Origin of the sequence: Paenibacillus sp. YIM B09110, assembly GCF_037167145.1 — a bacterium.
GTDB lineage: Bacteria > Bacillota > Bacilli > Paenibacillales > Paenibacillaceae > Pristimantibacillus.
In genome coordinates this window covers 190,189-217,139 of the sequence record NZ_JBANSP010000007.1, presented here as the reverse complement: position 1 = coordinate 217,139, position 26,951 = coordinate 190,189, and the positions used below count along the sequence as shown (strand labels likewise).

At 51.8% G+C, this 26,951-nt stretch carries 25 protein-coding genes; 9 read left to right on the top strand and 16 right to left on the bottom strand.

The window, feature by feature from the left end:
• The first annotated feature begins 11 nt into the window (after positions 1-11).
• The gene (locus V8F51_RS13280) at positions 12-950 is read left to right on the top strand and encodes a phosphotransferase family protein (protein ID WP_337100749.1); all 939 of its coding nucleotides are present in this window, start codon (positions 12-14) and stop codon (positions 948-950) included.
• A 22-nt stretch (positions 951-972) separates the two neighbouring features.
• Here V8F51_RS13280 and V8F51_RS13275 read toward each other — a convergent pair whose 3' ends face one another.
• Entirely contained in the window at positions 973-1,887 is a 915-nt protein-coding gene (locus tag V8F51_RS13275; RefSeq protein ID WP_337100748.1) for an NAD(P)/FAD-dependent oxidoreductase, read from the bottom strand.
• Positions 1,888-2,216: 329 nt separating this feature from the next.
• Between V8F51_RS13275 and V8F51_RS13270 the strand changes: the two genes are divergently transcribed.
• The 5 genes from V8F51_RS13270 to V8F51_RS13250 all read left to right on the top strand — a co-directional run bounded on the left by V8F51_RS13270 (position 2,217) and on the right by V8F51_RS13250 (position 7,315).
• Entirely contained in the window at positions 2,217-3,629 is a 1,413-nt protein-coding gene (locus V8F51_RS13270) for a hypothetical protein (protein ID WP_337100747.1), read from the top strand.
• Positions 3,630-3,656: 27 nt separating this feature from the next.
• Positions 3,657-4,178 (top strand): hypothetical protein, encoded by a 522-nt coding sequence (locus V8F51_RS13265; protein ID WP_337100746.1) that lies wholly within the window; start codon positions 3,657-3,659, stop codon positions 4,176-4,178.
• 237 nt (positions 4,179-4,415) lie between these two features.
• Complete coding sequence (locus tag V8F51_RS13260; protein ID WP_337100745.1) at positions 4,416-5,879, top strand: hypothetical protein; 1,464 nt, start codon at positions 4,416-4,418, stop codon at positions 5,877-5,879.
• Between the two features lie 114 nt (positions 5,880-5,993).
• Positions 5,994-6,551 carry a hypothetical protein gene (locus V8F51_RS13255; protein ID WP_337100744.1) on the top strand — a complete coding sequence of 186 codons (558 nt, stop codon included), beginning with the start codon at positions 5,994-5,996 and terminating at the stop codon, positions 6,549-6,551.
• Entirely contained in the window at positions 6,536-7,315 is a 780-nt protein-coding gene (locus V8F51_RS13250) for a hypothetical protein (protein ID WP_337100743.1), read from the top strand. The genes V8F51_RS13255 and V8F51_RS13250 overlap by 16 nt, the downstream gene beginning before the upstream one ends.
• A gap of 111 nt (positions 7,316-7,426) precedes the next feature.
• On the opposite strand, the gene V8F51_RS13245 is transcribed toward V8F51_RS13250, so the two are convergent.
• Together V8F51_RS13245 and V8F51_RS13240 are read right to left on the bottom strand one after the other, a co-directional pair.
• Positions 7,427-8,470: an anthranilate phosphoribosyltransferase gene (locus V8F51_RS13245; RefSeq protein ID WP_337100742.1), complete on the bottom strand. Its 1,044-nt coding sequence runs from the start codon at positions 8,468-8,470 to the stop codon at positions 7,427-7,429.
• A 12-nt stretch (positions 8,471-8,482) separates the two neighbouring features.
• Positions 8,483-9,100, bottom strand: coding sequence for an ANTAR domain-containing response regulator (locus tag V8F51_RS13240; RefSeq protein WP_337100741.1), 618 nt, complete (start codon positions 9,098-9,100; stop codon positions 8,483-8,485).
• Between the two features lie 393 nt (positions 9,101-9,493).
• On the opposite strand from V8F51_RS13240, the gene nirB reads away from it, so the two are divergent.
• The 3 genes from nirB to cobA are packed head-to-tail and all read left to right on the top strand — an operon-like array spanning position 9,494 to position 13,068.
• Positions 9,494-11,935, top strand: a complete 2,442-nt coding sequence (gene nirB / locus V8F51_RS13235) for a nitrite reductase large subunit NirB (protein WP_337100740.1) — start codon at positions 9,494-9,496, stop codon at positions 11,933-11,935.
• Between the two features lie 13 nt (positions 11,936-11,948).
• A complete protein-coding gene (gene nirD, locus V8F51_RS13230) occupies positions 11,949-12,263 on the top strand; it encodes a nitrite reductase small subunit NirD (protein ID WP_337100739.1) in 315 nt (104 codons plus the stop codon).
• Between the two features lie 28 nt (positions 12,264-12,291).
• Positions 12,292-13,068 carry a uroporphyrinogen-III C-methyltransferase gene (gene cobA, locus V8F51_RS13225; RefSeq protein WP_337100738.1) on the top strand — a complete coding sequence of 259 codons (777 nt, stop codon included), beginning with the start codon at positions 12,292-12,294 and terminating at the stop codon, positions 13,066-13,068.
• A 614-nt stretch (positions 13,069-13,682) separates the two neighbouring features.
• Here cobA and V8F51_RS13220 read toward each other — a convergent pair.
• The 13 genes from V8F51_RS13220 to V8F51_RS13160 all read right to left on the bottom strand — a co-directional run bounded on the left by V8F51_RS13220 (position 13,683) and on the right by V8F51_RS13160 (position 26,927).
• Positions 13,683-14,294: a flavin reductase family protein gene (locus V8F51_RS13220; RefSeq protein ID WP_337100737.1), complete on the bottom strand. Its 612-nt coding sequence runs from the start codon at positions 14,292-14,294 to the stop codon at positions 13,683-13,685.
• A 32-nt stretch (positions 14,295-14,326) separates the two neighbouring features.
• Positions 14,327-14,923, bottom strand: coding sequence for a sigma-70 family RNA polymerase sigma factor (locus V8F51_RS13215; RefSeq protein WP_337100736.1), 597 nt, complete (start codon positions 14,921-14,923; stop codon positions 14,327-14,329).
• A gap of 10 nt (positions 14,924-14,933) precedes the next feature.
• A complete protein-coding gene (locus V8F51_RS13210; protein ID WP_337100857.1) occupies positions 14,934-15,497 on the bottom strand; it encodes a hypothetical protein in 564 nt (187 codons plus the stop codon).
• A 314-nt stretch (positions 15,498-15,811) separates the two neighbouring features.
• Entirely contained in the window at positions 15,812-16,753 is a 942-nt protein-coding gene (locus V8F51_RS13205) for a methylenetetrahydrofolate reductase (RefSeq protein ID WP_337100735.1), read from the bottom strand.
• Between the two features lie 222 nt (positions 16,754-16,975).
• Positions 16,976-18,076 carry a toxic anion resistance protein gene (locus tag V8F51_RS13200; RefSeq protein ID WP_337100734.1) on the bottom strand — a complete coding sequence of 367 codons (1,101 nt, stop codon included), beginning with the start codon at positions 18,074-18,076 and terminating at the stop codon, positions 16,976-16,978.
• A 70-nt stretch (positions 18,077-18,146) separates the two neighbouring features.
• Positions 18,147-18,917, bottom strand: a complete 771-nt coding sequence (locus V8F51_RS13195) for a hypothetical protein (RefSeq protein WP_337100733.1) — start codon at positions 18,915-18,917, stop codon at positions 18,147-18,149.
• A gap of 142 nt (positions 18,918-19,059) precedes the next feature.
• Entirely contained in the window at positions 19,060-20,094 is a 1,035-nt protein-coding gene (locus V8F51_RS13190; protein ID WP_337100732.1) for an ATP-grasp domain-containing protein, read from the bottom strand.
• Entirely contained in the window at positions 20,091-20,903 is an 813-nt protein-coding gene (locus V8F51_RS13185) for an HAD family hydrolase (protein WP_337100731.1), read from the bottom strand. The genes V8F51_RS13190 and V8F51_RS13185 overlap by 4 nt, the downstream gene beginning before the upstream one ends.
• A gap of 14 nt (positions 20,904-20,917) precedes the next feature.
• Positions 20,918-22,078, bottom strand: a complete 1,161-nt coding sequence (locus tag V8F51_RS13180) for a cysteine protease StiP family protein (protein ID WP_337100730.1) — start codon at positions 22,076-22,078, stop codon at positions 20,918-20,920.
• Positions 22,075-23,502: a phosphoribosyltransferase family protein gene (locus tag V8F51_RS13175; RefSeq protein ID WP_337100729.1), complete on the bottom strand. Its 1,428-nt coding sequence runs from the start codon at positions 23,500-23,502 to the stop codon at positions 22,075-22,077. The genes V8F51_RS13180 and V8F51_RS13175 overlap by 4 nt, the downstream gene beginning before the upstream one ends.
• On the bottom strand, positions 23,447-24,592 hold the full coding sequence (locus V8F51_RS13170) for an HpcH/HpaI aldolase/citrate lyase family protein (protein ID WP_337100856.1): 1,146 nt from the start codon (positions 24,590-24,592) through the stop codon (positions 23,447-23,449). Before V8F51_RS13170 ends, V8F51_RS13175 begins: the two co-directional genes overlap by 56 nt.
• A gap of 291 nt (positions 24,593-24,883) precedes the next feature.
• Positions 24,884-25,630 (bottom strand): TerC family protein, encoded by a 747-nt coding sequence (locus tag V8F51_RS13165; protein ID WP_337100728.1) that lies wholly within the window; start codon positions 25,628-25,630, stop codon positions 24,884-24,886.
• A gap of 31 nt (positions 25,631-25,661) precedes the next feature.
• Entirely contained in the window at positions 25,662-26,927 is a 1,266-nt protein-coding gene (locus V8F51_RS13160) for a TerD family protein (RefSeq protein ID WP_337100727.1), read from the bottom strand.
• Positions 26,928-26,951 lie beyond the last annotated feature (24 nt).

Sequence of the window (26,951 nt, the reverse complement as noted above, 5' to 3'; positions counted from 1 at the left end):
GCATGAACGCCATGTCACAAGAAAGCCCAAAGTTAACCGTCAAGGAGGCCGAGGAGCTGCTGCTGAGCCACTGGGGCGAACCGGCAGAGGAAGTGTCGCCGATCGGCAACGGCCACTTCAGCTCCGTCTTCTCGTTCAAGAAGGATGGAAAGTCCTTTGTCGTCGGTATCGGTAGAGCCGAGCCCAGCGACGAAGCCGATTATGCGCGCAGCAAATTCATCTCCAACCTGCTCGTCGCCGGCGGCGCCCGTTATCAGCAACTGTTCGGCCGCGGCACGAACGGCACATATAATTTCATCTTACGCGAGTACATTCCAGGTCAAGTCGTCGCCGACCTGCCGGATGAGCAGAAGGTTGCCGTACTTCCGGATCTCGTCCGCGCAATCAGCGAGATGAATCAAGTGCCGCTGAACGGCAACACCACCGGTTATGGATTCATTAACCGTACCGGCAACGGAGAATCCCGATCATGGCATGACTATATTCGCCGATTCTATGCCGAAGATCAGAGAGGATCGTTCTGGGAAAATTGGCATGAGCTGTTCCGCACCAGTTGCTTAGAACGGGATGTTTTCGAAGAGATCTATAACCGACTGCTCGTGTATAGCGCCTATAATGAACCCCATCGTTATTTCGTGCATAACGACTGCCACCAATGGAACATCCTTTCGGATGGAGTGAAGGTTACGGGCATTATTGACGCCAACGCGATGTATGGCGATTTTGTAATCGATATTGCATCGATTGCGGACGCCGTCCCAGGCCATGACATACCTGAAGCGTTCCGGCTTCATTACGAGGAGCTCGGCAAGCCGATTCCGCAATTCCACGAACGCTATACCGGGGCCCTTTACTATAAAGGTCTAGATGCTCTGCGCTTCTACGCCCATCAGGGCTGGACTCAGGCTTATGCGGAGGAGCGCGACCGACTGCTCGCGATGCCAAGCTAACCCATCCCAATGAGGGGATCGACTACAACAAATCGAAGTCTTCGTTAATGATATCCCCGTTCACGCCAAGCGCGGCGCGGCTGCCGTCTCCTGCTGCAATAATGAGCTGAGCCGGCGTTATAAGCGCGCCGTCGCCCGCCGCGTACACGCCTCGCACCGTCGTTCGGCCGTAATCGTCCTTAACAAGCCCGCCATGTTCGTTCATCGCACAGCCCAGCTTCTCGCCAAAGTCGACCGCGTGCCGCCATTTCGGCGATAGGAAGCCGCCCGATCGCTTCATTTCCGAACCGTCCTCGAACTGTATACTCTGCAGTTGTCCCCCGCTCCCCTTAAGCGCCCTGATCCGCCGCTCCTGCACCCTTATCCCCTTACGAACGAAATTCGCGATCTGCTCCTGCGTCAGCACTTGCCTGCCATTCGTGCATACGACTAGGTCTTTGCTCCAGTTGTACACGAACTTAGCTAACGATACCGCATGCGTTCCGCTTTCTCCAATCACGACAAGCGGCTTATCGCGCAGCTCCCAACCGTCGCAGTACGGGCAACTAAATAAGCTTTTGCCGTAATAGTCTTGGATTTGAGGGACAGAAGGCAATGACTCCTTCAGACCTGCCGCCAATAGGATCGTTCGCGCATGATGAACGATACCGTCCCCCGTTCTCAATAGGAAACTCCCTCGGCCACTGTGCCTCACCTCAGTTACGCGCTCCCTCTTCACCGTTACGTTCGGATACCGCGCAATATCTTGATGCGCGAACGCCCTGAACTCACTCGGCTTCACGCCATCCCTCGTTATAAATCCATGCGACTCCCGCGTAACCGCATTTCTTGCCCGATTATCGTCGAACAGCAGCACATGTCTCCGCGAGCGTCCAAGCACCAGCGCAGCACTGAGTCCTGCCGGCCCTCCTCCGATAATGGCGCAATCGATGTGCATGCCGCACCTCCATTCATCTATGCTATAAGTCGAAAAACGTATAACTTCTTATATTTCTAACAATGCTCATTCAGACCGCATTTTTCTTATTCGTTCACTATAGTAGGAAGGATGCCCCGTAACACGCCGTTCGATAACCTTTATTTGGAAAGATAAAACACTTCATAGAAAGCGCCGTCAGTAGTCATAACTGGAATATCATGCTAGTATATAATTACAGTTTTACAGGTACGGAAACGCTTTATAACGCATATAGGATTGATCCATTCTGCCTTATCATCGGAGGGAATTCATTGCCTAAGGAAGCTTTACTTAAGAAACCGTCACTTATGCCTAAGCACATTAAGTCAACGCCTGGACAACCCTCCATTACCGTTGGGACGACGTCGGAGACCGGATCGGCGATCGGCGGGACGCTAGCTCTCCAGAGCACGGCGGGCAATAAAGCGACGAAAGCTGCCAAAGCGGAATTGGCCCATACCGAAGGCGGATCGGCGGCAATCATCGGCTGGCTGAAGGGCGAGGCAGCTAAGGATAAGAAGACCGATCTATTCGCGCATTACGAGGGACTTGCGCCGCTGAGCAAGCAGCTCGCGCACTTTCGCTTCGCAGGCGGCGGCACGCCTTCGCTCGCTAAGGCGAAGAAGTTCATGACCGGCTTCTTCGGCCGCAGCGTAGATTGGGACAAGTTCTCGACGATTATTCGCGACATCAACAAAGAAAATACGCAGAATCATAACGCAGACACGAGCCGCGACTTCACCGGCTATGGGTTGGCAGGCGTTAAAGGCGCTTCGCAGGGCGCATCCGCCGGCGCGACGGCCGTCGGCAAAGTGGCTGGAGGCACAGCAGAGAATGCGGCGAAAGCCTCTAACAGCCTCGGCCCCGCGACGTCCATTCTTGGAGGCTTATCTTCCGGCTTGCAGGTGGCCAATGCGGTTCATAACGATAACGACTCCATGGAAAGCTACGAGCGGTTCGATAACGCCGTCGGCCAAGGAGGCGGCGGCCTTGCCGATATGGCAAGCGCCGGCGCCAACAGCGCGATTAATATGCATAAGGCGCTCGGCACCGTTGCAGGCGTTGCGGCTACGACCGCGGTTGGCGCAGCCAGCATTGTCGGAGGCGCCGCCTACATGGTAAGCGGGACTGCCGGCGTAATCAATCATCACAAGCGCGTGAACAAGCTGAATGAGCTTGAGAAGAACGCCGGCAAGGACGATGCCTTGCGCGAGGCCGCAAGCTTCGGAGCCAAGTCGCAAAGCATCAACCGCGCAACAAGCGGCATGACAATACTCAAGGGTGCCGCCATGATCATTGGCGGCGGCTTGCTGCTAGCCAGCGCTACGACGCCTGTCGGCTGGATATTATTAGGCGTAGCCGGCGCGATCGGCGGCGTCGCGGCCGTGTACAAATTTTATAAGAAACGCGTTCGCCAGAATGAAGTCGTTGATCGCTTCTTAGACGTCGACAAGAAGATCGAGAAGCTTCAAGCCGGCAACCCTGACGAGAAGGTGAGCCGCGATGAGGTTCGTCAGAAGCTGCTGCAGAAGAGCGGCTTCAACAGCATGGCTCAATGCTACAACCAGATTACGGCCGACCTGGCGCAGACGATCTTCAACAAAGGCGTTAAGGGCAAGGATCAACAATATGTTGAGCTTCTCTCCAACATCGGCTTGAAGGTGGATCATAAGAAGCTGACGCCGAAGCCGGATATGATCGCCAAGAAGCTCCACAATTAATGAATAGACTGGAAGGATGGTTACCGGATGACCGCTCAATTGCCTTATGCTTTGCTTGTTCAATTAAAGGCGCAATATGATGAACTCGAAATTCCTTCCGCCATTGTAGAGGCCTCAGAAGAAGGACCAGCCACGCTCGTCATTGTGTTCGACGACATTGGCCAGGAGCAGCGCGAAATTCATATGGAGCTGTCCTTCCTGCCCGGCTTGTCAGAGGCGGACGATGCAGGACTATACTTTCTGCAGACATTCGTCATGATCGCCGAAGAAGTCCCTGCCGCTCATTACCGCGAGCTGCTCAGTCTTGCCGCCAAGCTGAATACAACGCTCCCGCTTGGCGCATTCGGCCTGTTCGAAGAAACCGGCGTTGCTTACTTCAAGCATAACTGCATGCTTCAGGCGAGCAACGGCGAGGCTGCGAATGTGAAAGCCGTCGACGTTCAAAGCGGTCTTATTCTGCATCTGCATCAGCTTTATTATGACGGCTTGCTGGAGGTTGCCTTGGACGGCTCTTCGGCAGCAAACGCGCTCGATAAGTTGCCCCTCTAAACAGAATTTGGCGCATCCTCCTTATACGTCGAACTACCTGACCCGCAAGCCGCTGGACTGGCTTGCGGGTCATTTGATGAGGGATGAACTTTTTTCGACAGTATATGTTGAATTATGTATAAATAATCCGGCAGCATGCCCTTTCCCCCTATAGTGAAAACTGGAAATCCATGCTACTATTGAACCACTACGAATTACGCACGGACAGGCAGCTACAAGCCAATGGAGGGGTCTATTTTGTCGAAAGAATCAGCGCAAACGAAGCAGCCAACACCAGCGCAGAGCAAATCATCCCCAGAGTCGTCTGCCAGGGCAGCAGCGTCGCCGCTGCAATTAAGCGCCTCGCCCGAAGGCGCGCTCGCTCTGCAAAGATCAGCGGGCAATAAGGTTGCCCAAGCGGCAGGCGGAGCGACACCGCCCGCTGCAGGCGGATCGGCAGCTATCGAGAGCTGGGTAAAAGCCGAGGCGACCAAGGATAAGAAGACGGACTTGTACGGCTACTTCACGGGACTTAGCCCGATGCAGCGGAAGATCGCCATCAACCTGTTCGCTGGCGGAACCGGCGCCCCGTCCTTAGCCAAGGCGAAGAAGAATTTGACCGGTTTCTTCGGCAGAAGTATCGATTGGGACAAGTTCTCGAAGATCGTGCGTGCAGTCAACAGCCAGAAGACGCAGAACTATAACGAGGACACCGATCGAGACTATGTTACCTATGCCACAACGGGCGCAGCCGCCTCCGTAGGCGCATCAAGCGCAGCCGCCTCTACCGTCGGAGAAGTGCAGGGCATGGCGGGCGCCGCCAAGGAAGGCGCCATGGGCGCGGTTATCGATATGGGCCCCGCTTCAGCAGCGCTTAGCGGCGTAACCGCGGGTATGCAAATTTATAACGCCGTGCAAAATCACGACGAGTCGCAAGGCGGCTTCGACAAGTTTGAGAACGCCGTTGGCGAAGGCTTCAGCGGCGCGGCCGATCTCGCCCGCTTCGGAGCTACGGGCGTTGTTAATACGCAGAAATACATGGGTGCTGCCGTCAGCGGCGCGGCAACGGCAGCGGCAGGCGCGGCAGGCGTTGTCGGCGGCGCGGCTTACTTGGCAAGCGGCGTAGCAGGCGTGTACACGCACGGCAAGCGCATGAACAAGCTGAATGCGCTGGAGAAGGAGACGGCTGGCAAGGATGCGAGCCTAAACCAGGCTGCCGGCATTGCCGCAAGCACGCAGAAGATTAACCGAACGAAGAGCGGGGCAACGGCGTTGAAGGGCGCCGCGATGATTATCGGCGGCGGTCTTCTGCTCGCTGCCGGCGCGGCAACCCCGGTCGGCTGGCTGCTGCTCGGAGTGGCAGGAGCGATCGGCGGCATCGCGGCGATCTACAAATTTTACAAGAAGCGCACGCGCAAGGAAGAAGTCGTCGACCGCTTCCTCGATGTGGACAAGAAGACGGCCGAGCTGGAAGCAGCCAATCCTGCGCAGAAGCAGGACAAGTCGAAGGTCCGCGAGATGCTTCTGCAGAAGAATGGCTTCAACAGCGTAGCCCAGTGTTACGCGAAGATCGTGACGGACCTGGCGCATACGATCTACGAGAAAGGCGTCGTCGGCAAGGACGCGCAATACGAGGAGCTGCTTCGCAATATCGGCCTGAACCCGGACCACACGAAGCGGACGCCGAAGCCGGACTTAATCGCCAAGAAGCTGCATAGTTAATCCATTCAAAAGCTTTTTGAGCTGTCCCATCCTTGGACTGTTCAAAAAGCTTTTTTTTCGCAGACAAGACTGCATTGGCCAAGAAGTTATGGTAAAATAAGGCTATACAAATGGATGGAAGAGGTGATTCATATGGGAGATAAAGCTGTGAACGCGGATTGGACTAGACTGGGTGTGCCTGAGATATATAAAAATACGGAGGGCCGCGTGATTATGGTTGTGGACGGCAAAACAATTGAAATGACGGTCCAACGGAACTCTCTAGAACCGACTTTATCAGAACCCGTCTCACCCTTAGCCTATTATGACATCAACTTCAGGTCTGTTGAAGCTGCAAACCTACATTCTAATCTCGCTGCTTATGAAGGAATCAAGCTGATATCCGCCGATGCGCCTCCATTCGCTGCAGCCATGTCTACTAATCATTACAAGCACCTGGAGGATATCGTATTATACATTCATTCCGAGCTATCTAACGCAGTAGCCAGGGGAGAAGACGGATTGACAGAAGCTAAGATCGACATTGCCTATAATGCCGGACAAGTATTGCTTAAGAGAGATCTCGATGATTATACGCCCAAAATGTTAAATGCCATATTCGAACCTCTAGGAGTCACATTCAAAGAAGTGGAAGAATGGATTAGGAGGGATTCTAATTGGCAAGATTGGTAGTCCTTTTCGGCCCTCCCGCTATAGGCAAGAGCAGCAGCCTCAAGATAGAGAAGGTTAAATATAAAGGATCACAGTTTGTTATGGTAGACAAAGATGTATTGAACAACACTTTCTTTGAACCAAAGCTCAAGAAATTAGAGTCCAACTCTCCTACTGACATCTTAAAGTTAACCGTTAACCGATTAGTTGAGTTAGCGGCCGGAGAGATGAAAGATCGCCTTTCGAATAATTCGGGATCCAACAAACCGCTAGTTGTTATTCTGCAAGCTGTTAAGTTAAGCGGCATCAAACATTGTATTGAAGTTTTGCTTAGATCCGGGTTCGAAATGGAATTTATACTTTTGGCAGCCCAGGATTCAGATATTCTACTTCGCAGGATAAATGAGAGAGCCAGTAAGCCTGACTTCATTGGAGCCGATCCCATGCCGTTAGAAGTATTGGATCGTATCGCCAAAAGCTGTAATCAGACGTTTAGTCAACTATACTCGGCTGTTTCGGCTACCCCATCAATTATTACCTCATTTTCTAAAGAGAGCGCAATCGCTAACCCTACGGATAATCTAGAGATTTTCAGGCAGTTTAGAGAGAAAATCAAGTTTAGAGTCAAACTCCTCCGAACAAGGACTGCGCTCTCCAGCTTATTTGATACACCCGGATTAGATGTTGTAACGACTTACTACGATCAATCAGATATTCAACTAAAGGATGGATGTATTGTATTGGGCAGCGAGGAAGCAGGGCTGTACGAGCTCTCGATAGCATAATCCCTATGAAAGCATCAATAGCACGCAAAAAGGTCATACCGCCTCAAGGCAGTATGACCTTAATTTTTATATATTTTCACCTAACGACGAATATTATTTGCTCTGCTGCCACTAGCTGCGTCCCGCTTGCGCGATGCCGCTTCTCATCATCGCTTGCCAGTTCCGGTACAGCTCGAGGGGAGCGCCATTATCAAGCAAATGCTTGCACGTATACAACCCCTCTTCGATCGACTCCACCTTATCCGCAAGTCGCAGTCGAACGGCGCCATTCAGCAGCACTTGATTAGTGAAAGCCATATCTCCGCGTCCTTGCAGCACGTCCTCGGCTACGCTGATCTGAAGCTGCGGCGTCCATTCCATCTCCGGCAGCGGCGTATCCAGCCCGTAGGTCTCAGGATTGATAACATGAAGCTGCGCCTCGCCGTTCTCGACAAGATAAGTGCGCGTAGGACGCTCGATGAACAGATCCTCCGAGCCTTCCGCCCCTTGCACGATTAGCGCCTTCTTATATTTGAGGTTCGTTACCAGCTTGGACATGCGGTCGAATACAGTGTTGTGATAAACGCCGAACACGAGGTAAGGAGACAGCGAGTAGTCAATCAGCTTCTCCGCCGTATTCAACACGGTCCGCATGCCCAGCTCCTCGCGAATCGAGCGGATCGCCTTAAGGGGCGGACACCATTGCTCGGCCGGCACATACAGGACACCCGTGCTCTCCGCTGCTTGAATGATTTGATTCTGCGGTACACGCTCCGCATCGATGCCGAGCTGCAGCAGCAAATCCTGCAGCGTAATGCCCCACTTCGGAGGCAGCGACGCTGTGCCGTGCAGCGTTACCGGCAGCCCTGCAGATGCAAGCAGGAACGCAGTCGGGAACGTGGCGATAAACGATTTTTTTCGTCCATCATACGGACCTGCACAGTCCAGTCCCTCTTGAATCGGCGAGCGGAACGCTTGGCTGCGGCATACAGCCGTGAAAGCCTCCAGCTCCTCCACCGTTTCCATTTTGATCCGCTCGGCAATGAAGAAGGCGCCAATCTGCGCCGGTGTTGCATTCATATTTAATATCGCGTCTGCCGCTTGATGCGCTTCCTCGTAGGTCAAGTCACGAGCGCCGCGTTTGCCTCGGGCAACTTCCTTTAATAGATTGATCATCATACGGCCCCCTTATTTCTGATCCTGCAATATTTGATATACCTTCACGATAGACGTCGCCACGTCAACCATACGTTTGCGTTCATTCATCGCCTGCTTGCGCAGCAGATCATAAGCCTCGGCCTCGGATACGTTTTTTATTTTGCACAGTATTCCCTTCGCCGCATCGATCCACTTACGCTCCTCCATACGCGACTCCAGCTGCTTGCGTTCATTGTACCATTGCTGACGCTCCATACACTGCTTAGAACCGAACTGAAGAGCCCAGTGGAGCTCCGGCCCGCTCATGCTGGGCGTTAATATGCCATCCACCGGAGCATCGTCCTCACAGAATGCGGCGGACAAGGAAGCTGCCGTCGTACTGCACCACCACAGGATCGGTACGCGCTTCCGCTTAAGCAGCTTCGTTCCCCATGCCTTCACTTCGTTCAACGGGACGTGAAGAATAACCGCATCCGCACCGTCTATATATTTCGCCGTCTGATCATCCCGATCGAGCAGCGTAACTTGATAACCGTACTCTTCCAGCAAATATTGCGGCGTATGTCCCGCAGGACCACGACTTGGCAGCTTCCCGGACACCTTAAATGCCGGATCACGCAGATTGTCAACCACTAACATAGAACGCATGCAGGAGCGCCTCCTTCATTAGACTTTACAAACGCATCCGATTGTCTCCGCCCTACAAAGGCGCAAGTTCACGATTCCCGGTGAATGATAAGTCCCTTCAACAATGCCTGTTATAGCCTTTGTGAATATATATAACATAGAATACAGGAAAATGTCGATATGTCATTGAACTAAAATTTCCATGTTAACTATGTTGACATAAGGCTGGTTGACGTTGTATATTTACGTTACCATTAAAAATATGATTCTCGAATACAACGATGTATTCGTTTGAAGCGGCAATGACGCCTGCTTTCGTTCTCATGGGAGATGTATGCCATCCCGTGTTTCGAAAGCGGGCTTTACTCATTTTACAGCCTAATATACAGAGAGTTAGCGGGAGGAGAGAATATCATGACACAACCTAAAAAACTAGTGCTTATCGGCAACGGCATGGCGGGGGTGCGCGCCATTGAACATTTGTTGAAGCTGACGACCGATGCTTACGAGATTACGATTTTCGGCTCAGAGCCGCATCCTAACTATAACCGGATTATGCTGTCGTCCGTTCTCGAAGGCGGAGCAGACATTAACGAAATCGTTATTAATGATTGGAACTGGTACAAAGAAAATAACATCGAGCTGCACACAGGCCATACGGTCACGAAAGTTGACACGAACAAGAGAAAAGTATTCACCCACCTCGGCCTTGAGGCAGAATACGATACCCTCGTTATCGCCACCGGCTCGAATCCGTTCATGCTGCCGATACCAGGCTCTGATAAGGAAGGCGTTATCGGCTTCCGTGATATTCGGGACTGCGAGATTATGATCGATACGGCCAAGGCGTACAAGAAGGCGGCGGTTATCGGCGGCGGCCTGTTAGGACTCGAAGCAGCGCGCGGTCTGCTCCATCTTGGCATGGAAGTTGACGTTATTCACAGAAATGCTTTCCTAATGAATAGAGAGCTTGACGAGCCGGCTTCCGAGATGCTGAGACGCGAGCTGGAAGAGCAAGGCATGAATTTCCTTATGAGTAAACAAACGGCGAGCGTTAGCGGCGATAAGCGCGTAACGGGTCTTACATTCTCAGACGGCACCGAGATCTGCGCCGACCTGGTCGTTATGGCCGCCGGTATCGTACCAAATATTGAGCTAGCGAGAGCAACGGGCTTGGAAGTAGGCCGCGGCATTATCGTCAATGACTACATGCAGACCAGCATCCCTGACGTTTATGCAGTCGGCGAATGCGCCGAGCACCGCGGTGTCGCTTACGGACTCGTAGCACCGCTTTATGAGCAAGGCGCGGTACTAGCGAAGCATTTAGCAGGAGTTGCTACCGACGGTTATCACGGTTCGATTACGTCGACGAAACTGAAAGTATCGGGTGTAGACGTATTCTCCGCCGGCAAATTCAGAGATACGCCTGGTACCCGTTCTATGCGGATACAGGATGATATTGCTAGCACATATAAGAAAATCGTAATCCAAGACGGCAAATTAATCGGAGCCGTACTATTCGGAGACATATCCGACGGAGCCGAGCTGTTCGCTAAGATCAAGAAAGGCGAATCCATCGAAGGCCGCGAGAAAGAAATTTTGCTCGGCTTCGCCCCAGGCGGAGGCGGTGCCAAAAAGGATCCTACCGCTCACCTTGCCGCGTTAGCCGACGACGAAATTATTTGCGGCTGTAACGGCGTATCCAAAGGCGATATCGGCAATGCGATCCTGAACAAAGGCTGCAACACTGTCGGCGCCATTAAAGCGTGCACGAAAGCTGCTGCATCGTGCGGCGGCTGCAAAATCGATGTTGAAGGCTTGCTCCATCTGTACGCAGGCGACGCTGTCGGCGAGCCGGTCAAAGAAGGCATTTGCGGCTGCACCACGCATTCAAGAGACGAAATAGTAGCTGAAATTAAGCGTATGGGCCTCAAAACAATCAAAGAAGTGATGAACGTTCTCGAATGGAAAAACGCTGAAGGCTGCTCGAAATGCCGCCCTTCGCTCAACTATTACCTCGGCATGCTATTCCCTAAGGAATACGTGGACGAGAAGGAATCCCGCTTTACGAACGAGCGTTATCACGCGAACATTCAAAAGGACGGCACGTATTCGGTCGTTCCGCGTATATACGGCGGCGTAACATCGCCGGAAGAATTGAAACGCATAGCCGACGTGGCCGTGAAATACGATGTGCCGCTCGTCAAGTTCACAGGCGGTCAGCGCCTAGACTTGCTAGGCGTCAAGAAAGAAGACCTGCCTAGCATGTGGGAAGATCTCGACATGCCTTCCGGACACGCGTACGGCAAGACGCTTCGTACCGTCAAGACTTGTGTCGGCAATACGTTCTGCCGCTTCGGCACACAAGACGCAATGGGCATGGGTATCAAGTTGGAAAAAGCTTTCGAACGCATGAATGCGCCGGCCAAAGTCAAGTTAGCCGTGTCCGGTTGCCCGCGCAACTGCGCGGAAGCGACAATCAAGGATGTTGGCCTCGTTGCGATCGACGGCGGCTGGGAAATTCATATCGCCGGCAACGGCGGCGTGCACGTAAGAGCAACCGATCTGCTCACGGTTGTAAAGACTGAGGAAGAGGTTATGGAATGGTCGTCGGCGTTCCTGCAGCTGTACCGCGAGGAAGCGACATGGGGCGAAAGAACGATGCACTGGGTTGAGCGCGTCGGTCTCGACTATGTGAAGAAGGCGCTGGAGGACCATGAAGTACGTATGGCGCTGAAAGATCGCTTGGACAAAACGATCAGCCTGCAAGAAGATCCTTGGAAACAAATCATAGAAAATAAAGAACTGCGCAAAAACTTTGAACAGATTACTACACCGCAACCGGTACAAAGCTAGGAGGAGCCTTCATATGACAACAAAATTTTTGATTGCCAATTTATCCGATATTGATGTGAAGAGCTCCCGCAAGCTTAAGATCGATGATAAGGAAATTGCTTTGTTCCGCCTAAGCGATAACAGCATTCTAGCCGTTGATAATAAGTGTCCTCACAAAGGCGGCCAACTTTCGGAAGGGATGGTGTGCGGCACGGCCGTACACTGCCCGCTCCATGATTGGAAGATTGACCTTCACAGCGGCCGAGCGCAAGAGCCCGATGACGGCTGCATTACGACCTACAAAACGGAAGTCGACCACGAGAGCGGCTCCATATATGTATACGCATAATCAATTGATAAGATAAGGAGCGGCATCTATGAAAAATACGGCGTATGGCACTGTGTACATTGTCGGAGCAGGTCCCGGCGATCCCGAACTCATTACGGTCAAGGCAATGCGCCGTATCCAAATCGCCGATGTCATCCTCTATGATCGGCTGGCAAGCGAAGAGCTGCTTCAATATGCCAGGCAGGATGCCGAGCTTGTGTACTGCGGCAAAGCGCCTGGAGCGCATGCTATGCCGCAGCAGCAAATTAATGAAGCGCTTGTCAGCTATGCATTGCAAGGGAAAACCGTCGTCCGACTGAAAGGCGGAGATCCATTCGTCTTCGGCCGCGGCGGCGAGGAAGCGCTTGAGCTCGCTTCTTGCGGCATCCCGTACGAGATTGTGCCGGGTATTACGTCCGCAATCGGAGCTGCCGCTGCTGCCGGCATTCCAGTTACGCACCGCGAATACGCCTCTTCCTTTGCCTGTGTGACCGGCAACCGTTGCCACGGCGACCAATCACCCGTGCGCTGGGACTTGCTAGCCCATAGCGTTGATACACTTGCAATCTATATGGGCGTCAGCCAGTTGGGCGCGATTCGTGAGGAATTACTAAAGCACGGCAAGCCATCATCCACTCCTGTCGCTCTGATCGAACGCGGAACGACAGCAAGCCAGCGTATCATTATTGGCACACTGGCCGATATTCATAAACTTGCCGCTTCCATGCACTTAAGCAATCCCGCGCTCATCATCATCGGAGAAGTCGTTCGTGTACGCGAACGACTGCTGCAAGCCGAACAGCAAGCTGTAGCTTTAATAAGCTAAGTCGGAGCTCTAATGAACCTAGAACAATCAGGCGCTATGCCAAGCTTTTGCAGAAGCTGGCATAGCGCCTGATTTACGTTTAATGCATCCGCATTTTGATTGGATTTCGGAGACTGTCGATTTAATTTGGCTCTCTTAGGGGTGCACTAGCCTTCTGGATGGATTTTATCCAATCAAAAGTAATTTTATAGGCGTTTTTGGTCGATTAGACTGTATGAAATACAGGCAAAAGAGCGCAGCATTGAGAAAAACTCCTATCGGAGTACTTCGAGGATGAGCGACCGCGTTTAAGCGGATGTTTTTATCGCCAATCTGAATAATCTCCTTTACGCTTTATCGCTGTAAAGCACTTAAACATTCTGATGTGGTAAGAAGAAACGCCTGACGGGCGTCCTTTTCTAGGACGCCGTCGTTTCGTCGAAACGTATAGGGAAAGTATGTGCAAAATCATATACTTTCCTATACATCAAACGTACACAACCGTCACCGTCCTTTGGCGGCGCAAGCAAACGTTTAGCGGATGAAATATAAGCCCAGTATAGACTCGAATTTTATACTCTCTTATATTTAAAAAAAGGAGAACCCCGCCACCCCTGGCGTGATTCTCCCATGAATTAATTCGGTCGCTCCAACGAGAATGTCTCACCGAGCTTTGCATAGTCGCTGCCTGCCAGCCTGCTTACCGGCTTCAGCTCCTGCACCTTAATGCGGCCGTTATCGTACAGCTCGTCGGCCACGTGGAAGTAAACGACACGACCGATCAGCAGATCGCATGCAGGCGCCCCATCCTTCTCGCCTAACGGAATCACCTGCTCCAGCACGCATTCCATCCGAATTCTCGCCTCGGCGATACCGGGCACGGCCACCTTGCTGCTCGCGACCGTCGTTAAGCCCGCAAGTTCAACCTCGCTCTCCTCGGGTTCAAGACTAGCTGCCGTAATATTCATCTGATCGACATACGTCTCATCGGAGATATGAACAACGAATTCGCCGCTCGCAACCGCGTTTCTTGCCGTATCTTTCATTTCGCATTGCTTGCGCTGCACCGAAATCGATATAAGCGGCGGATTAGCCGTCACGATATTGAAGTAGCTGAATGGAGCCGCATTCACCGTACCGTCTGCTGTCAACGTAGTCACTAGAGCGATCGGCCGCGGCAGTATGCTGCCAATCAGCAGCTTGTAGCCATCCCGCTCATTAAGATGCGCAGCGTCTAAGCTTTTCATAACCTTGAATGCCCCTTCCTTTTCCCAACTGATTAGATCATCGATAGCATCAACAGGTTCGCCCGCAAAAATACGCCGCCCCATCTTTTCTTAATGAACTGGCGCGCGCGGAACAACCTCGTCTTCACCGTGTTAATCGGCAAGCTGTCCTGTACGCTCATCTCCTCTAGCGACATCTCCAGTATGTAGCGCTGATAGACAAGCTCCTTATATTGCTCAGGCAGATGATTAATTATGGTATGTACTTGATTGTTCAATTCCTTCTCGATGACTTGATCGATCGGCAGCTTATCAAGGTCTGGCAGTATATCCAAGAAGGAATTATGGTCCGTCAATTCCGGATTGACCGCATCAAGCGACAGCTTCTTGCGCACCTTCTCCCGGCGCAGGATGTCGTAGCAAACATTTTTGCATATTTCGAACATCCAGGTTGTGAAGCTCTTCTTCTCATCGAACCGATGCAGGTTCAAATAAATGCGAATGAACGTCTCCTGCACGACATCTTCGCACTCCTGTTTATTGCGCAATATCCGAAAGGCAAAATGGTATACCTTGTCCTTATGGATCGACAGCAGCTCCCTGAACGCATTCGGGTCGCCGCTACGCGATAGCTGGATTAATTCATTCATCGTCTCACCGTCACCATCTTTTGTCGTTTCTGCGCTTCATATCAAAGCCGTTTATATCCGAGAGGCGCTCCAGCGTCTCCTTATAAATGCGGATCAGCGTCTGCACCTTGTTGAAATCTTCATCCTCCGGCCCGTAGCCGTCCATATACATCCGACTGATAATGTCTTGGAAGAAGGCAATTCGCTCTTGAAGCTGCTCCTTCTCCATCTCCAATATATCTTCGAACGTATTCGACTCAATAAAGTCCGTCTTGTCGTCATCATTCGAATCCGTACCGCGGCGCTGCTGCCTCTCCGCAGGTACGGTGCGCGGATTCAGCTCAATCGTCGTCCGCAGCGAGGTAAGCGTAATGTTCTCGCGTGCCAACAGTACATGAAAATCTTTGTTCTTCAGCAGTTCCGCAACAACCAGCGCGCACATTTCCTTATTCTGCAGCAGGATGCCGTCAAAAGGATGCAGAGTCCACTCGCCGTATTGGGTGAACAAATTGAACATGAACGTCGTACTGCCGTACTGATAATAAATGTTGATCTGTGAATCATCCATTAACTCGAATGAAAACTCCAAGCGCACTCCCTCCATTCCGCCATTCCAGCTTTAACCTTCTCTGTCTCTATTCTATCAAATTCGCTTACGTAAGGATAGCAGGTTCAATCTCGCCAATCCTCAACTTTCCCAGCCCGATCTTTCAAAAAAAAGCCCCATCGCTGGGGCTTCAAGTGTATGGCTATCCATCGTTCAATTCGGCTATAGCTTCCGCTTTCTCACTGCTTGCTACGACAATCAACACAACGATGATAACGCCCAGCAGGATCGAGGGTACCATAGAGCCTCCTCTCCTCTTCATCCAGTTACCATTACTGTATGTGGGAGGGCTTGACACTATGTTAACGAATCACAGCGCTGAGCAGCTTCTTATCCATAATCGCTCTTATATCTTTAGCAAGCTGGATAGAGGCTTCAATCTCGACCTTTCTCGTCGACACGCTCTCTACGCTGCAGCCGATCGGAACGCCTTTCTCCAAGCCGAATTCGAACAACTCTTCAAAAATCTTCCGCGATAGATTAATAGACTTGTCCAATATATCGTTGGAATTAACAAGATCGTTCTCCAGCCATCTCGGAATGCTGATTCCAAGCCACTTCATGAACTCCAGCGTCTTCTGCGAGCCGCATGGCGCAAGGTTGAACAGGATCGGCACCATTTCAAGATCATTGTTCTTGAAATGGTAGTAGTAATCAGATAAGAAGTTCTTAGACGCTTCCAGGTTGTACGTCGCCTGCGAAATGAAGAAGTGACAGCCCTTAGCCGTTTTCGTCGCAACCCGAATATGTTCGTCGTTCTTCTTCATATGTCTCTCCGGAATGACGACGCCGCCGAGCACGATGCGGTCATTGAGCTTCTTGCTCAGCTCGTAGGCGTCCAGCAGGTCCAGCTTGACTTGCTGCTGACTGGAGGACGCGCCAACGAATACGGAATAGCGATCCTGCTCCCGTTCTCCAAGCACCCAATTGGACATTTCCTCTTCGGTATTGTTGCCGACGCAGCGATAAATGATCTTCGGCACATCAAGCTCGCTTAAGTATTCCTTGCAAAACGTATTCGGGTCCATTGCCTCGAGATACGGGAATGGCCGCTCCTCTCCGGTTCTTGCATCCTCTTCCTGCACATCGTAAAGAATAAGCCCGTCCAGCTCCAGACTGCTCAGCCGTTCGCGCTGCTTTTGCGCAATTTCATTCATCTTCTCGGGCGTATGGCTTTTCTTCGGCGGCGTAATGCCATATGTCAATATCCCCGTGGATCGGTTCAATATTTTTTGCTTCAACATGTATCGAACACTTCCTTTCGATGCCGCTGCAAGTTGCAAGGTACGCAGCCGCGATTCCGCTATAGGATGTTTCCTGCAAACAGTATAATTCCTTCTATAATAACCGCTTTCAATCCTCAATGCTAGTCCATACTAGCAAATTCCAATCGTTTCAATCGGAATTAATTTATTCGGCAACAAAAAAAGAGGAACGCCTAGGCGTTCCCCCTCTTCTTCCAGTCATTATTTCAAAAAGCTGCTCAGCTCATCGCTTGACGCGGCATCCTTAATCGCTTGCGGCGTAGCTGCAGCGTTAAGACCAAGGCGTTGATTCATCTGGCCGTTGATGGCCGTCATCTTGACCGTATAGTCTTTGCAGCTGTCGATGATACGGCGATTCGACTGTTCGGACGAATCAAGCGCAGCCATCAGATCGCCAATCGCTTGGTTGACAGCCTCCATCGACATCGACGGCTTAGACAGTAGTTCATTCGTTTTTTCCGTCGTCGTCCGAAGCAAACGAGCATTTTCCTTGAACTGCTCCTCGATCGTCCGGTTCGTCGCGTCAACGGCTGCGATTACTTTTTCTTGATCGTTCAGCGCAAGGGCGATCATCGCCGACACCGTAATCAAGTTCGTCGTTTTGTCGATCGCATTGCTCACCGAATCAATCAGCTTATCGTTGTTGTCGTTAATAATATCGGTAGCGGCAATCGCTTGATTATAGAGCATGATCATCTCGGTCATCGATTGGATACGCGTAACGACCTTGCGAAGGCCCCGTTCCAGATGCGTCTTGCGGGATTCGTTCTCCGGCTTCGCGATTTCTGCCTCGAACAAATCTTTCAGCTTATCGCCGAAAGCAATTTTCGTATTCAAGTTATAGATCTCATCGATCGACGAACGCTTCAGCTGACGCATATTGACGATGTTCTCTTCAAGGGAGTCCTTGCCATCGCGAAGACCCGTAACGATCACATCGACGTTTGTCTTCACCGTCTGATACTTGTACACGTAGTTCTTAAGCGGGCTCTTGCGAAGCAGCTTTCCTACGAATCCAACGTTCTTGCTTTGCTGCAAGCTCTCGCACTCGCTGCGCAGCTTCAGAATCATGTTGGATACATCAGCTCGGTTGCCAGACATCAGGTCGTTGACAGGACGGTCGAGCATCTTCAGCGTCTGTCCAGCTTTCTCCTGCGTCTTCGTACCAAGCTTGCCGATCTCGTCCATTAAGAGATCAAGCGACAACGTGTCAGTCTGCGCCACCTTCTGTATAAGCTGAGACGCCTCCTGCTCCACCTTCTGCTCGTCTTCCTTCTTCAAATTCATCATTTGAACTGCCATCTAAACTCCTCCTACAACGATTTATTAGTCTTAAGCTTCAGTCGCGGTGCGAATGATCACTTTGGCGATTCTATAAATCGGAGCCTCTGTAGCGTTGGTGAATAAGCTCCGCCTTGGTCTGCAGCTCAAGTAAGTCCTTATGCTCGATCGTAGATGCGATATCGGAAATTTTCGTATCGACATCCTTAAGGCCATTCAACAGCGTGCGGCGGTTCTTGCTCTTCGCTTCTCCGCTGAGGCGTAGGAACGGATTAATAAAGCCATTCAAATCTTTGAGGACCAGTCTGCGGATCGTATGATTAATGTTGCCGTCGCCCAATTGGTCAATCAGCGGAATGACCCGCTGCACGCGAGCGAACAACGATAACGACTTGTCGACGATCTCGCTGTCGAGCGTGTTCTTCCGGCCCTCGGATATAATCATGTCTTCCAATACTTCCAAATATTCAATGACAGGAGCAAACTCCGCGCTAACCTCCGGCTTCCGCTTCGTCTCCTCTACTACGGGAGCGGCGCGAGATGGTTCCGGCTGTTGCTGGAAGGGTGCGCCCTGCTGCGGGTTGAAGAGATGAGGACTATATTGCTGTCCTTGTGCCGGTTGACCTTGTATTTGACCTTGTACAGGCTGGCCGCCATTATATCCGCCGTTTGGCAGCTGCTGCGAAGGCGGCGTAGCGTCGATTGAATTCCGTGTTCTGCTTCGACTTGGAAGGAGACCGCCAACCATTGCTCCTACAGCAGGTATGATAAGCGATGCGAACTCAGGCAGGAAGAAGCTCGAAATGATTGCGCCTGCGTAGCCGACGCCCGCTCCTACCAGCATATTTTTTTTCGATCCCATGAATCCCGACCTCCTAAAGCCGTGTCTTTATAAGCCAAGTTATAGAGGTGCAACTTATAATTCCTTATATTGTAGAAATAACATAAGGGTCATGTCAACTCACGCACGTGCTTCAGAGGTCGAATTCAGCTAGCAAATCGTCTTATTTGGACCAATCGTGCATGCGCATCGGCTGCTCAATATGGCTTGCCCAGATGCCGAATTCCGGGGTAATCGGTCCAACCTCTCCGCCTAGAGCCGACTTCACTGCAAGATATGGGAAGTTGACGCCCGACAGACAAGTGACATGAAGGCCGCCGGACATTCTTGGATTAATCTCCAGCAGTTTCGGCGTATCGCCGTTATATTTCATTTGTATGTTGAAGTTGAATGGAATATGGAACGTATCTGCAACACGGTGAGCGATTTCGATCAGCTCCGCATTGTTGTCCAATACGCGCAGGCGACCGCTCTCCTTACGCCTTGGCACCGCAGCCAGCAAGCGGCCGTTCTCGTCAGCGAGACAGTCAATGCTGTATTCATGGCCCGGCAACAGCTCCATCACCATCAGATCATCGAAGGTTTCTACACTCGACAGCGTGCGATATGCATCTTCGAAAGACGTAAGCTGCGTGACATAACCGAACAACTCCTGCAGCCGATCACGCTCATTATCGATAATTCGGAAGCCAAGACCGCCCTCCGAATTGTTCGGCTTAAAGCATACGCGATGTCCGGCGGCAACAAGACGCTCGTACGCAGCCTTGAAATCATCGGCATTGTTCACGATCTCGTAAGCGGGAATTTCCATAATGCCCTTGCCGGCAAGCGACTTATAGAACCGGTCCTTCTCGACAAGCGATTCCAGCAGCACCGTATCGCGGCAGACAAGCACCTTCGTGCCGATTGCATCGAATAGATGCACATGCTTAGCGATGTCCAGCATCTTAAGACGCGGAATAAATACGTCAATCTCATGCTTGCGGCAGAAATCGACCAGGTACTGAACATATTCCACACCTTGCAGCACCGGCTCAATCTCAGCATAATCGCAGCCCTGCAGCGACATATGCATCGGATCGGGATGCGTACCGAAAATTTTGAACTCCACGCCGTCCGGATTACCGCGCAAATGATTCATATATAAATAGGAAACCGAGAACCATCGATTGAAATACAGATTAACCTTCTTCTTCATGCCGGATTGTTCACCGCTTTCAATTGTTGTGAGATATGATGGACATAATTTACGATTTCATTAGCCGCGAAGATACCGGAGCGCTCTGTGAATCTTATCGTCACCGACGCTGGATCACGCCGCTTCTCGCGGAACAGCTCGCCATGGGCGGGCGCGATCGCATAATCCGCCTGATCCAGCAGACAACGGTCAAGCAGTGAGTCGCCTGAGGCAATCACCTCATGCTCCCCGAGACGCTTCTTAATATGGGCGATTGCATCCCATTTGTTAATGACGGAAGGTACGAGGTAGATTTTGCGCCCTTGAATGGATACTTCCCAGCCCAGCGGCTTCACCGCCTCGGCCTTCTCCATTACGGCTTCCAGGTCCATCCGATCGCGATCGATCAGAATCGAGTAGAACAGCTCGTCGCATAAGTCCTCGCGCAGCACCCAATCGCTCTCGAGCAGGCCCGCGAAATGCTGCCTCACTTCCGATGACGATGCCGCGCCAGCTTCCAACTTCCGCTCGACATGCGAGCGCCATTCACGGTCTGGTACGCCATTTTTCATAATATTGCCGCCGTTGCTCGTCACCGCGTATTTTGGAACGATCACGTCTTGGAAAATATGAATGCGCCGATATTGCGCTTCCGTTCGTGTCGTTACCGGAACGAACTGCACGTCGCGCGGCAAATAGGCGAGCAACCGTAATGCTTCCTGCGAAATATGGGCAATCGTCTTGTCCTGATACCTCTCCGCAGGCACGATGCCGTACGAATCAGTCGGCACGCCGATCGATCTTGCCGAATAAATTAATGTTTGGTCCAAGTCGCTTGCATAGATCATTCCGTATCGCCTTTCAGCGGTTTAATAATACCGCAGCAAGAATATGTCAGCTCGGGGAGAACCTCTACCGTTGCGCCCCGATCCTCGGCCAGCAGCAATATATGCTTCAAGCCCGGGTTGTCCAATCGGTTCACGATTATCATCCACGGCATACGCCGCAGCAGTACTCTTGTTGTCTCGCCTACGCCCGGCTTCACCAGATTAACGTTGTCGATGCCGTATTTCTGCTGCAGCATGCGAATGTCGGCAAGCCCTTGCCACGTCGCCTCGGCGGGATGTCGCTCCATTTCTTCCGCTTGCGCAGCCGCCTCGTCCGCAATATCCGGAAAGCTGGCCGATACGGTATCCACGAACGTATGCGACAAATCCGCTTCCTTCCACTCCTCATAATACTTCGCGCCATGGAAGTCGCCAGGACCGATCAGATCATCGCGTTGTACAGTGCGGCTGATTAAGCCCGAGACCGTCGCATTGAGGCAAGCGCTCGGGATCAAATAATCGTCGCGCGTGCCGAACAGCGTACAGCAATGGCCGGGATCGGCCAGCACCGCTAGATCATCATTCATGCGATAGCCATATTTAGATTCGAATTGTCCGGCCGCTTCGGCCAATACACCGCGAATCGCACCCTTGCCCGTCCAGCCGTCTACGAACTGAAGCTCTGTATGAGCCCCATGCTGCTGCAAAATATATAGGATAGCATTCTCGTCAATGCCTTTGCCGCGAATAATAGAGATGCTGTAGTGCTTAACGTCCCAGCCGTAGCGATAAGCCAAATACCGCTTAATCAGAATACCCGCAGGCGTCCCGCCTCTCGCGAGCGAGACAAGCACTACGTCCTTGCCTCGCTTCGCCGCAATCCGCTCTGCAACAATGGCCGCCGCAAGGGCGACATCCCGAGCGGACTGATCCAGCGTCCGGTGGAATAGCTCGATATACGCCGCAGAAGGCTCATATTCCGTAGGCAGCATCTCGGAATAATGTACGCCTGATTGAATTGCCGCTTCCCGCTCCTCGGTCGTCCGTTCAAGCTGAACCGCGCTTATATCCTTCAGAAGAAACGTCACATCAGAAGTATCATAGCTGCCAATAGGCGATGGAGGTGCAATCATCTTCTCTGACAATCGTACATCAGCTTCATTGTTCTCCGTCTTCATTGATCGAGACTCTCCCAGCCGTGCGTATTCGCGGTCAGGAACACCGCATGCACTTTACTGCCTGCCAGCCTCCGCAATATCTGAAGCATCGGCGCAACGCGCACCTGCGGCATATCCCGCTCGAACAAGACGAATATGTCGTCATACTGCCCCGGCGCCACATTGTAAATGAAGTGCCGTACATCAAGGTCCTCCGGCGACGGATACGGCTGTCCGCTCGTCACCGCATACCCCGGCTCGTCCGATGTGTGAATCGGGCTGCGCGTCGTCGATTGGTAGCGGACGCCCGCTCCCATCTCTGCCGCGATGCGCATCGGCACATACATGAATTCGCTCGTGCCCATGACGAGCGTCCGCTCGCTGCCGCGCTGCTGCCGCAGTTCTTCCGCCACTAGGCTGATCTCTCCGTCAATCGCTGAACGCTGCGCCGCCTCGATACCGAATCGACCCGTTGCGATTGTGTACGGCGACCCGTTAGGGTAACCGCTCGTATCCACTGAACCTACCGCAAGCTTTACCTGCTCTAAGCTATCTCCTAAGTGAACAATAGAAAGCTCCGCTTCCGGCAAGCCCGACAGATCGCGAGGTACAGGTATCTCGTCAGGCGGGCTGCCTACCGCCGTAATTCGCCCCTTCAGCAGGCATACCGATTCAATTGCAATGCCAAGCTCAGCTTGCAGCTCCTCGCAGGCGCGCTCATCGCTCTCTGATCGCCAATCGAGCAGCGAAGCGATGATATATCGCTTGCGCGGAAACTTCGACTGAATATCGCGAATAATATTAAGCGCCGTCTTGCCGGTCGTAATCTCGTCATCGACCAACACAATCGGCTCCGTACCGGACAGCACTTCCGGCTTCAAGGCATAACACCGATGAGCGACCGCGTGGGAGTGCTCTTCCTCGAAGTTAATAACGGATACCAGCTCGGGAATATCCTCGCGAGTCGTATGAATATAAGTCGCTCGCTCCGCGAGCACATTGTACATCGCATGACCAAGCGCCGTAGCCGTCTCAGCGAAGCCGATAAAGGCAATCGGCGCCGATGGCGACAGCTTAGCAGCCACCAGCGCTTCGTAGGCAGCCTGCGCCTGGCTCTCGTCACGCAGACCTTGCAGCGCCTGTTCCAGCAACTGCTTAGAGCGAAGCGCTGTATCATCATCCTGCTCCGTCAGAAGCAGCAGCGCAAGCGCTGCGCCGCTTAGAAGCGACGTATACGGATTTACCGGAATATGCTTGCCGAGCATTTTGCTGACGAATAGGAAGGAACGTTTCTTATTAATTCTCGCCGCCATTGCGAAGAACAAATCAACCGGCAGCTCGAACGGGTTATGGGTCACTTCAATATCGACCGCAATTCGGTCCAATATATTAACTGTATACTTGCTCATGTCCGGGCAATAATCCGATAAAATGCTGCTGCTCATGTAACACCCCGTAAATTTGTGATCTCGCCAGTATGCGCCTTGCCCAGTTCAGATGCGGCTTAATTTCATTCATCTTGTTCGCGTATTGGCTCTTCATGACGCCAAGATAGCCGTTATTGTTCGAAATAATGCTTGTTGCATCGATATACTCCTCATGGGTGACGGCATACAGCGCTTGAACCGGCTTAATGTGCGTCGGGTGAATAATCGTCTTGCCTGTAATGCCGTTTTCCTTATCCATGATGACTTCCCGAATAAGTCCGTCCATAGAGTTGGATATATAAAGCGAACGAAGATCGCGGCCAACATGGCCGAGCGCTTCCTCGAACGGTGTTATGCGAAGCTGAGGTTTGAGCACGCGCTCCCGGTTGGAGAAATATTCCCACACCGGACCGGAAATGACGTACCCGGAATCGACTCTGCCAAAAATATTAATAATATCTGCGATCGTATCGCGAATCGGCGCAATCTCGTAGATCGTCATATCCGGACTTCGGCGAAGCCCGAATAAACTTGAGAAGTCAGTAGCCCCAATCCGTACATTAAGTACGTATGACTGATACTTGTCCAGTATACGTTTAATGCCAAGCAGCGTTTCCACCCTGCTCTCGCGGTAAATAACCGATGCCGTCTCCAAAATCGGCATCCCGTACAGTACAGGACTCGATTCTCCCCTGTTCTTGTTGTACGAAGCGATTTCATAGAAATAAGACTCGCCGTTCTCCGGCGTAAACTTGGGCAGCACGAAGCCGGTTATATGCGTAATTAACTGCTCGAATGTCCCTATCAATCTCTTGAGCTGATCCACGGATCGAACTCTTACGAAAATAAGCGGAAGCTGCGAATCGGGCAGCACGCCGATCTTCACATAGGAGGCAATGAGAAAAAGCTGCTGCATCAGCATCTCTTCAGCAAGCTCGACTTGCTGGTCACCGACCGCATCCTCCAAATCTATGACGATGGACGCAAGCCCTTCATGCTTAGCGTTTAACAGGTCTTCTGCAATCGTTTGCCGAGTAGCCGGCATATATAAAGCCGCGCCAACTGCGTATGCGAGCAGGTCTTTGTCGGAGGATTGGTTGAAAGGTATGGGCGGACTGACGAACAATGCAGTCTCTTCTTCGCGTGTTAAATAGTTAAAATATCTCAGAGCCGTCTCCTCCTTATTTCGAATGCATGGTTACTCGGCAATCGTTAATGCTGTCGATGGATACCATGGTTCATGATACAGAAACGACTCCGCCTAAGTACACGCCGCGGGTGCATTTCCATGCAACCTGCGGTATGTGTGTTACTACCAAAGGACGGAGCCGTTCGCAACAGACTATAACTTTCTTTTTTGTGGCGGGAATTCATCAATCATTGTCGTTTCATTAGGTCATTAAGCGCCTTGCTTCTCTTCCCGCTTCCTCTTCATCGAACTTAACAGGATTGTACCGCCAAATACGACGATTAGCAGCCCGAAGAAAATGAAATGGTTCAGCTCATAATGCAACAAGGCAGCAGCTAGCATCTTAGCCGAAATAAGCGCAATCATGATGAATGCCGTTATCTCAAGCTCAGGGAACTTGTCGATCAGCTTCAAGAATACTTGCGCGACGCCGCGCATCATCAGAACGCCGAGGAGTCCGCCGACGAACAATACCCATACTTCTTCGCTGACGCCGAAAGCGGCGATTACGCTGTCGATACTGAACGCAATGTCCATCAACTCGACCATAAGTACCGTGCGCCAGAAGCCGAAGCCTTTGTTCTTCGTCTCGCTTTCCTCTTCCTTCTTCTTAAATATACCTGAATAAGCGATATAAAGCAGGTACAGCGCGCCTAACACTTTTATCCAGGTAATCTGAACAAGAACCGTACCTAAACCGATCGCGATGAAGCGGAAGACATAGGCGCCAATAATACCGTAGAAGAGCGCTCGCTTCTGCTGTTCCTTCGGCAAGTGCTTAACCATAACCGCAAGCACAAGCGCGTTATCTGCCGACAATAACCCTTCAAGCAGTACTAATGTGGCGATAATGGTCCAGCTTTGCGGGCTTGTCAACGTATTGACAACCTCTTGCCACGAGAAAAAATGACCGTAGTTTTCTACGACACTGTTAAAAAAGTCTACCACCCTGTCCATCTCCTCATAGTGCGATGACTAATGCAAAAAGCTATTTGCTGCCTGCAACCCAACGCAGCCCCCAGCCATAAGCCTGGTCAATCTCTCGATGTCCATTATAGAACTGAACGAGCCGTTCAATACTGAACGTCTCATTGTTCACATTACGAATCATAGCAATCGCACACATTCCTTTGCTATTATCATGCTCGTTCATATGGACTACGATTTCCGGGCCGCCTTCTTGCTTCACGGTTACGACGCCATCGGCTTGCGACCAGCTTGTCACGCCTTCATAAATGAAGGTGAACACGAGAATCCGCTTAATGTCGGCAATTCGCGCACCGTTAATACGCAAGTTCTCTCCCGTCTTGACTGAGCCTGTCCGATCATCGCCGTCAAGCGCTATGAACGGTGAACGGTTCAACTGTCCGAACCTTTCTCCGAGCGCTTGAATGACGCCCTTCTCCCCGTTATTCAGCTCATATAAGCAGGCAAGATCCAGATCGACCCCTTTACTTCCGCGTCCGAAGAACCCGCCGCTCTTCGTCTGCTGATTCCAGTTCAGGTTGATCAGAATTTCGCCCAAACCGCCTGCCGTTTTCTTCAAATTAATCGTATCGCCTTTTTTCTTCAGCTCGATCTTGCTCAAGTTGAGATTAAGCGGTACGGGCGGCGATTCTTGCTTCGGCGCTGGCGGCTGAGCAGGCGGCGCCGGCCTTGGGGCTGGCGGTTGCGGTACGGGCGACGGCGGCGGCGCTGCCGGCTCATCGTTCACTTCAATGCCGAAGTTGCCGCACAACGCTCCGAGTCCACCGGCAAATCCTGCACCGATCGCATTAAATTTCCATTCACCATTGTATCTATATAATTCTCCCACAACAATAGCTGTTTCAACGGAGAAGTCGTTTCCAAGGTCATATCGAAGAACTTCAGCGCCGGTCTGCTTATTGACGAACCGGATGAAGGCGTTCCCCACTTGTCCAAAATTTTGCTTGCGGTTATCGCTGTCATAGATCGTCAAGGAAAATGCGACCTTCTCTATGGCAGCCGGAACCTGCTGCAGCTTGATAACGAACTGCTTGTTATCCCCTCCAGCTTGTCCATCTTGATACGAAATGAAGCTAGTCGTCGGATTATTATAAAAGATAAGATCGTCGTCTCCGGCTACCTTGCCGTTTCCCCGGAGCAGAAATGCCGAAGTATCAAGCTCCATCGAGCTTGGCGCACGCCAGCCTAGGCTGACAACTACCTCGGTTAATCCTGGATTCGTCTTCGTCAGATCGGCCTTCTGGCCTTTAATAATTTGTACGGTCATCCTTCTCTCCACCCTTTGGCACTT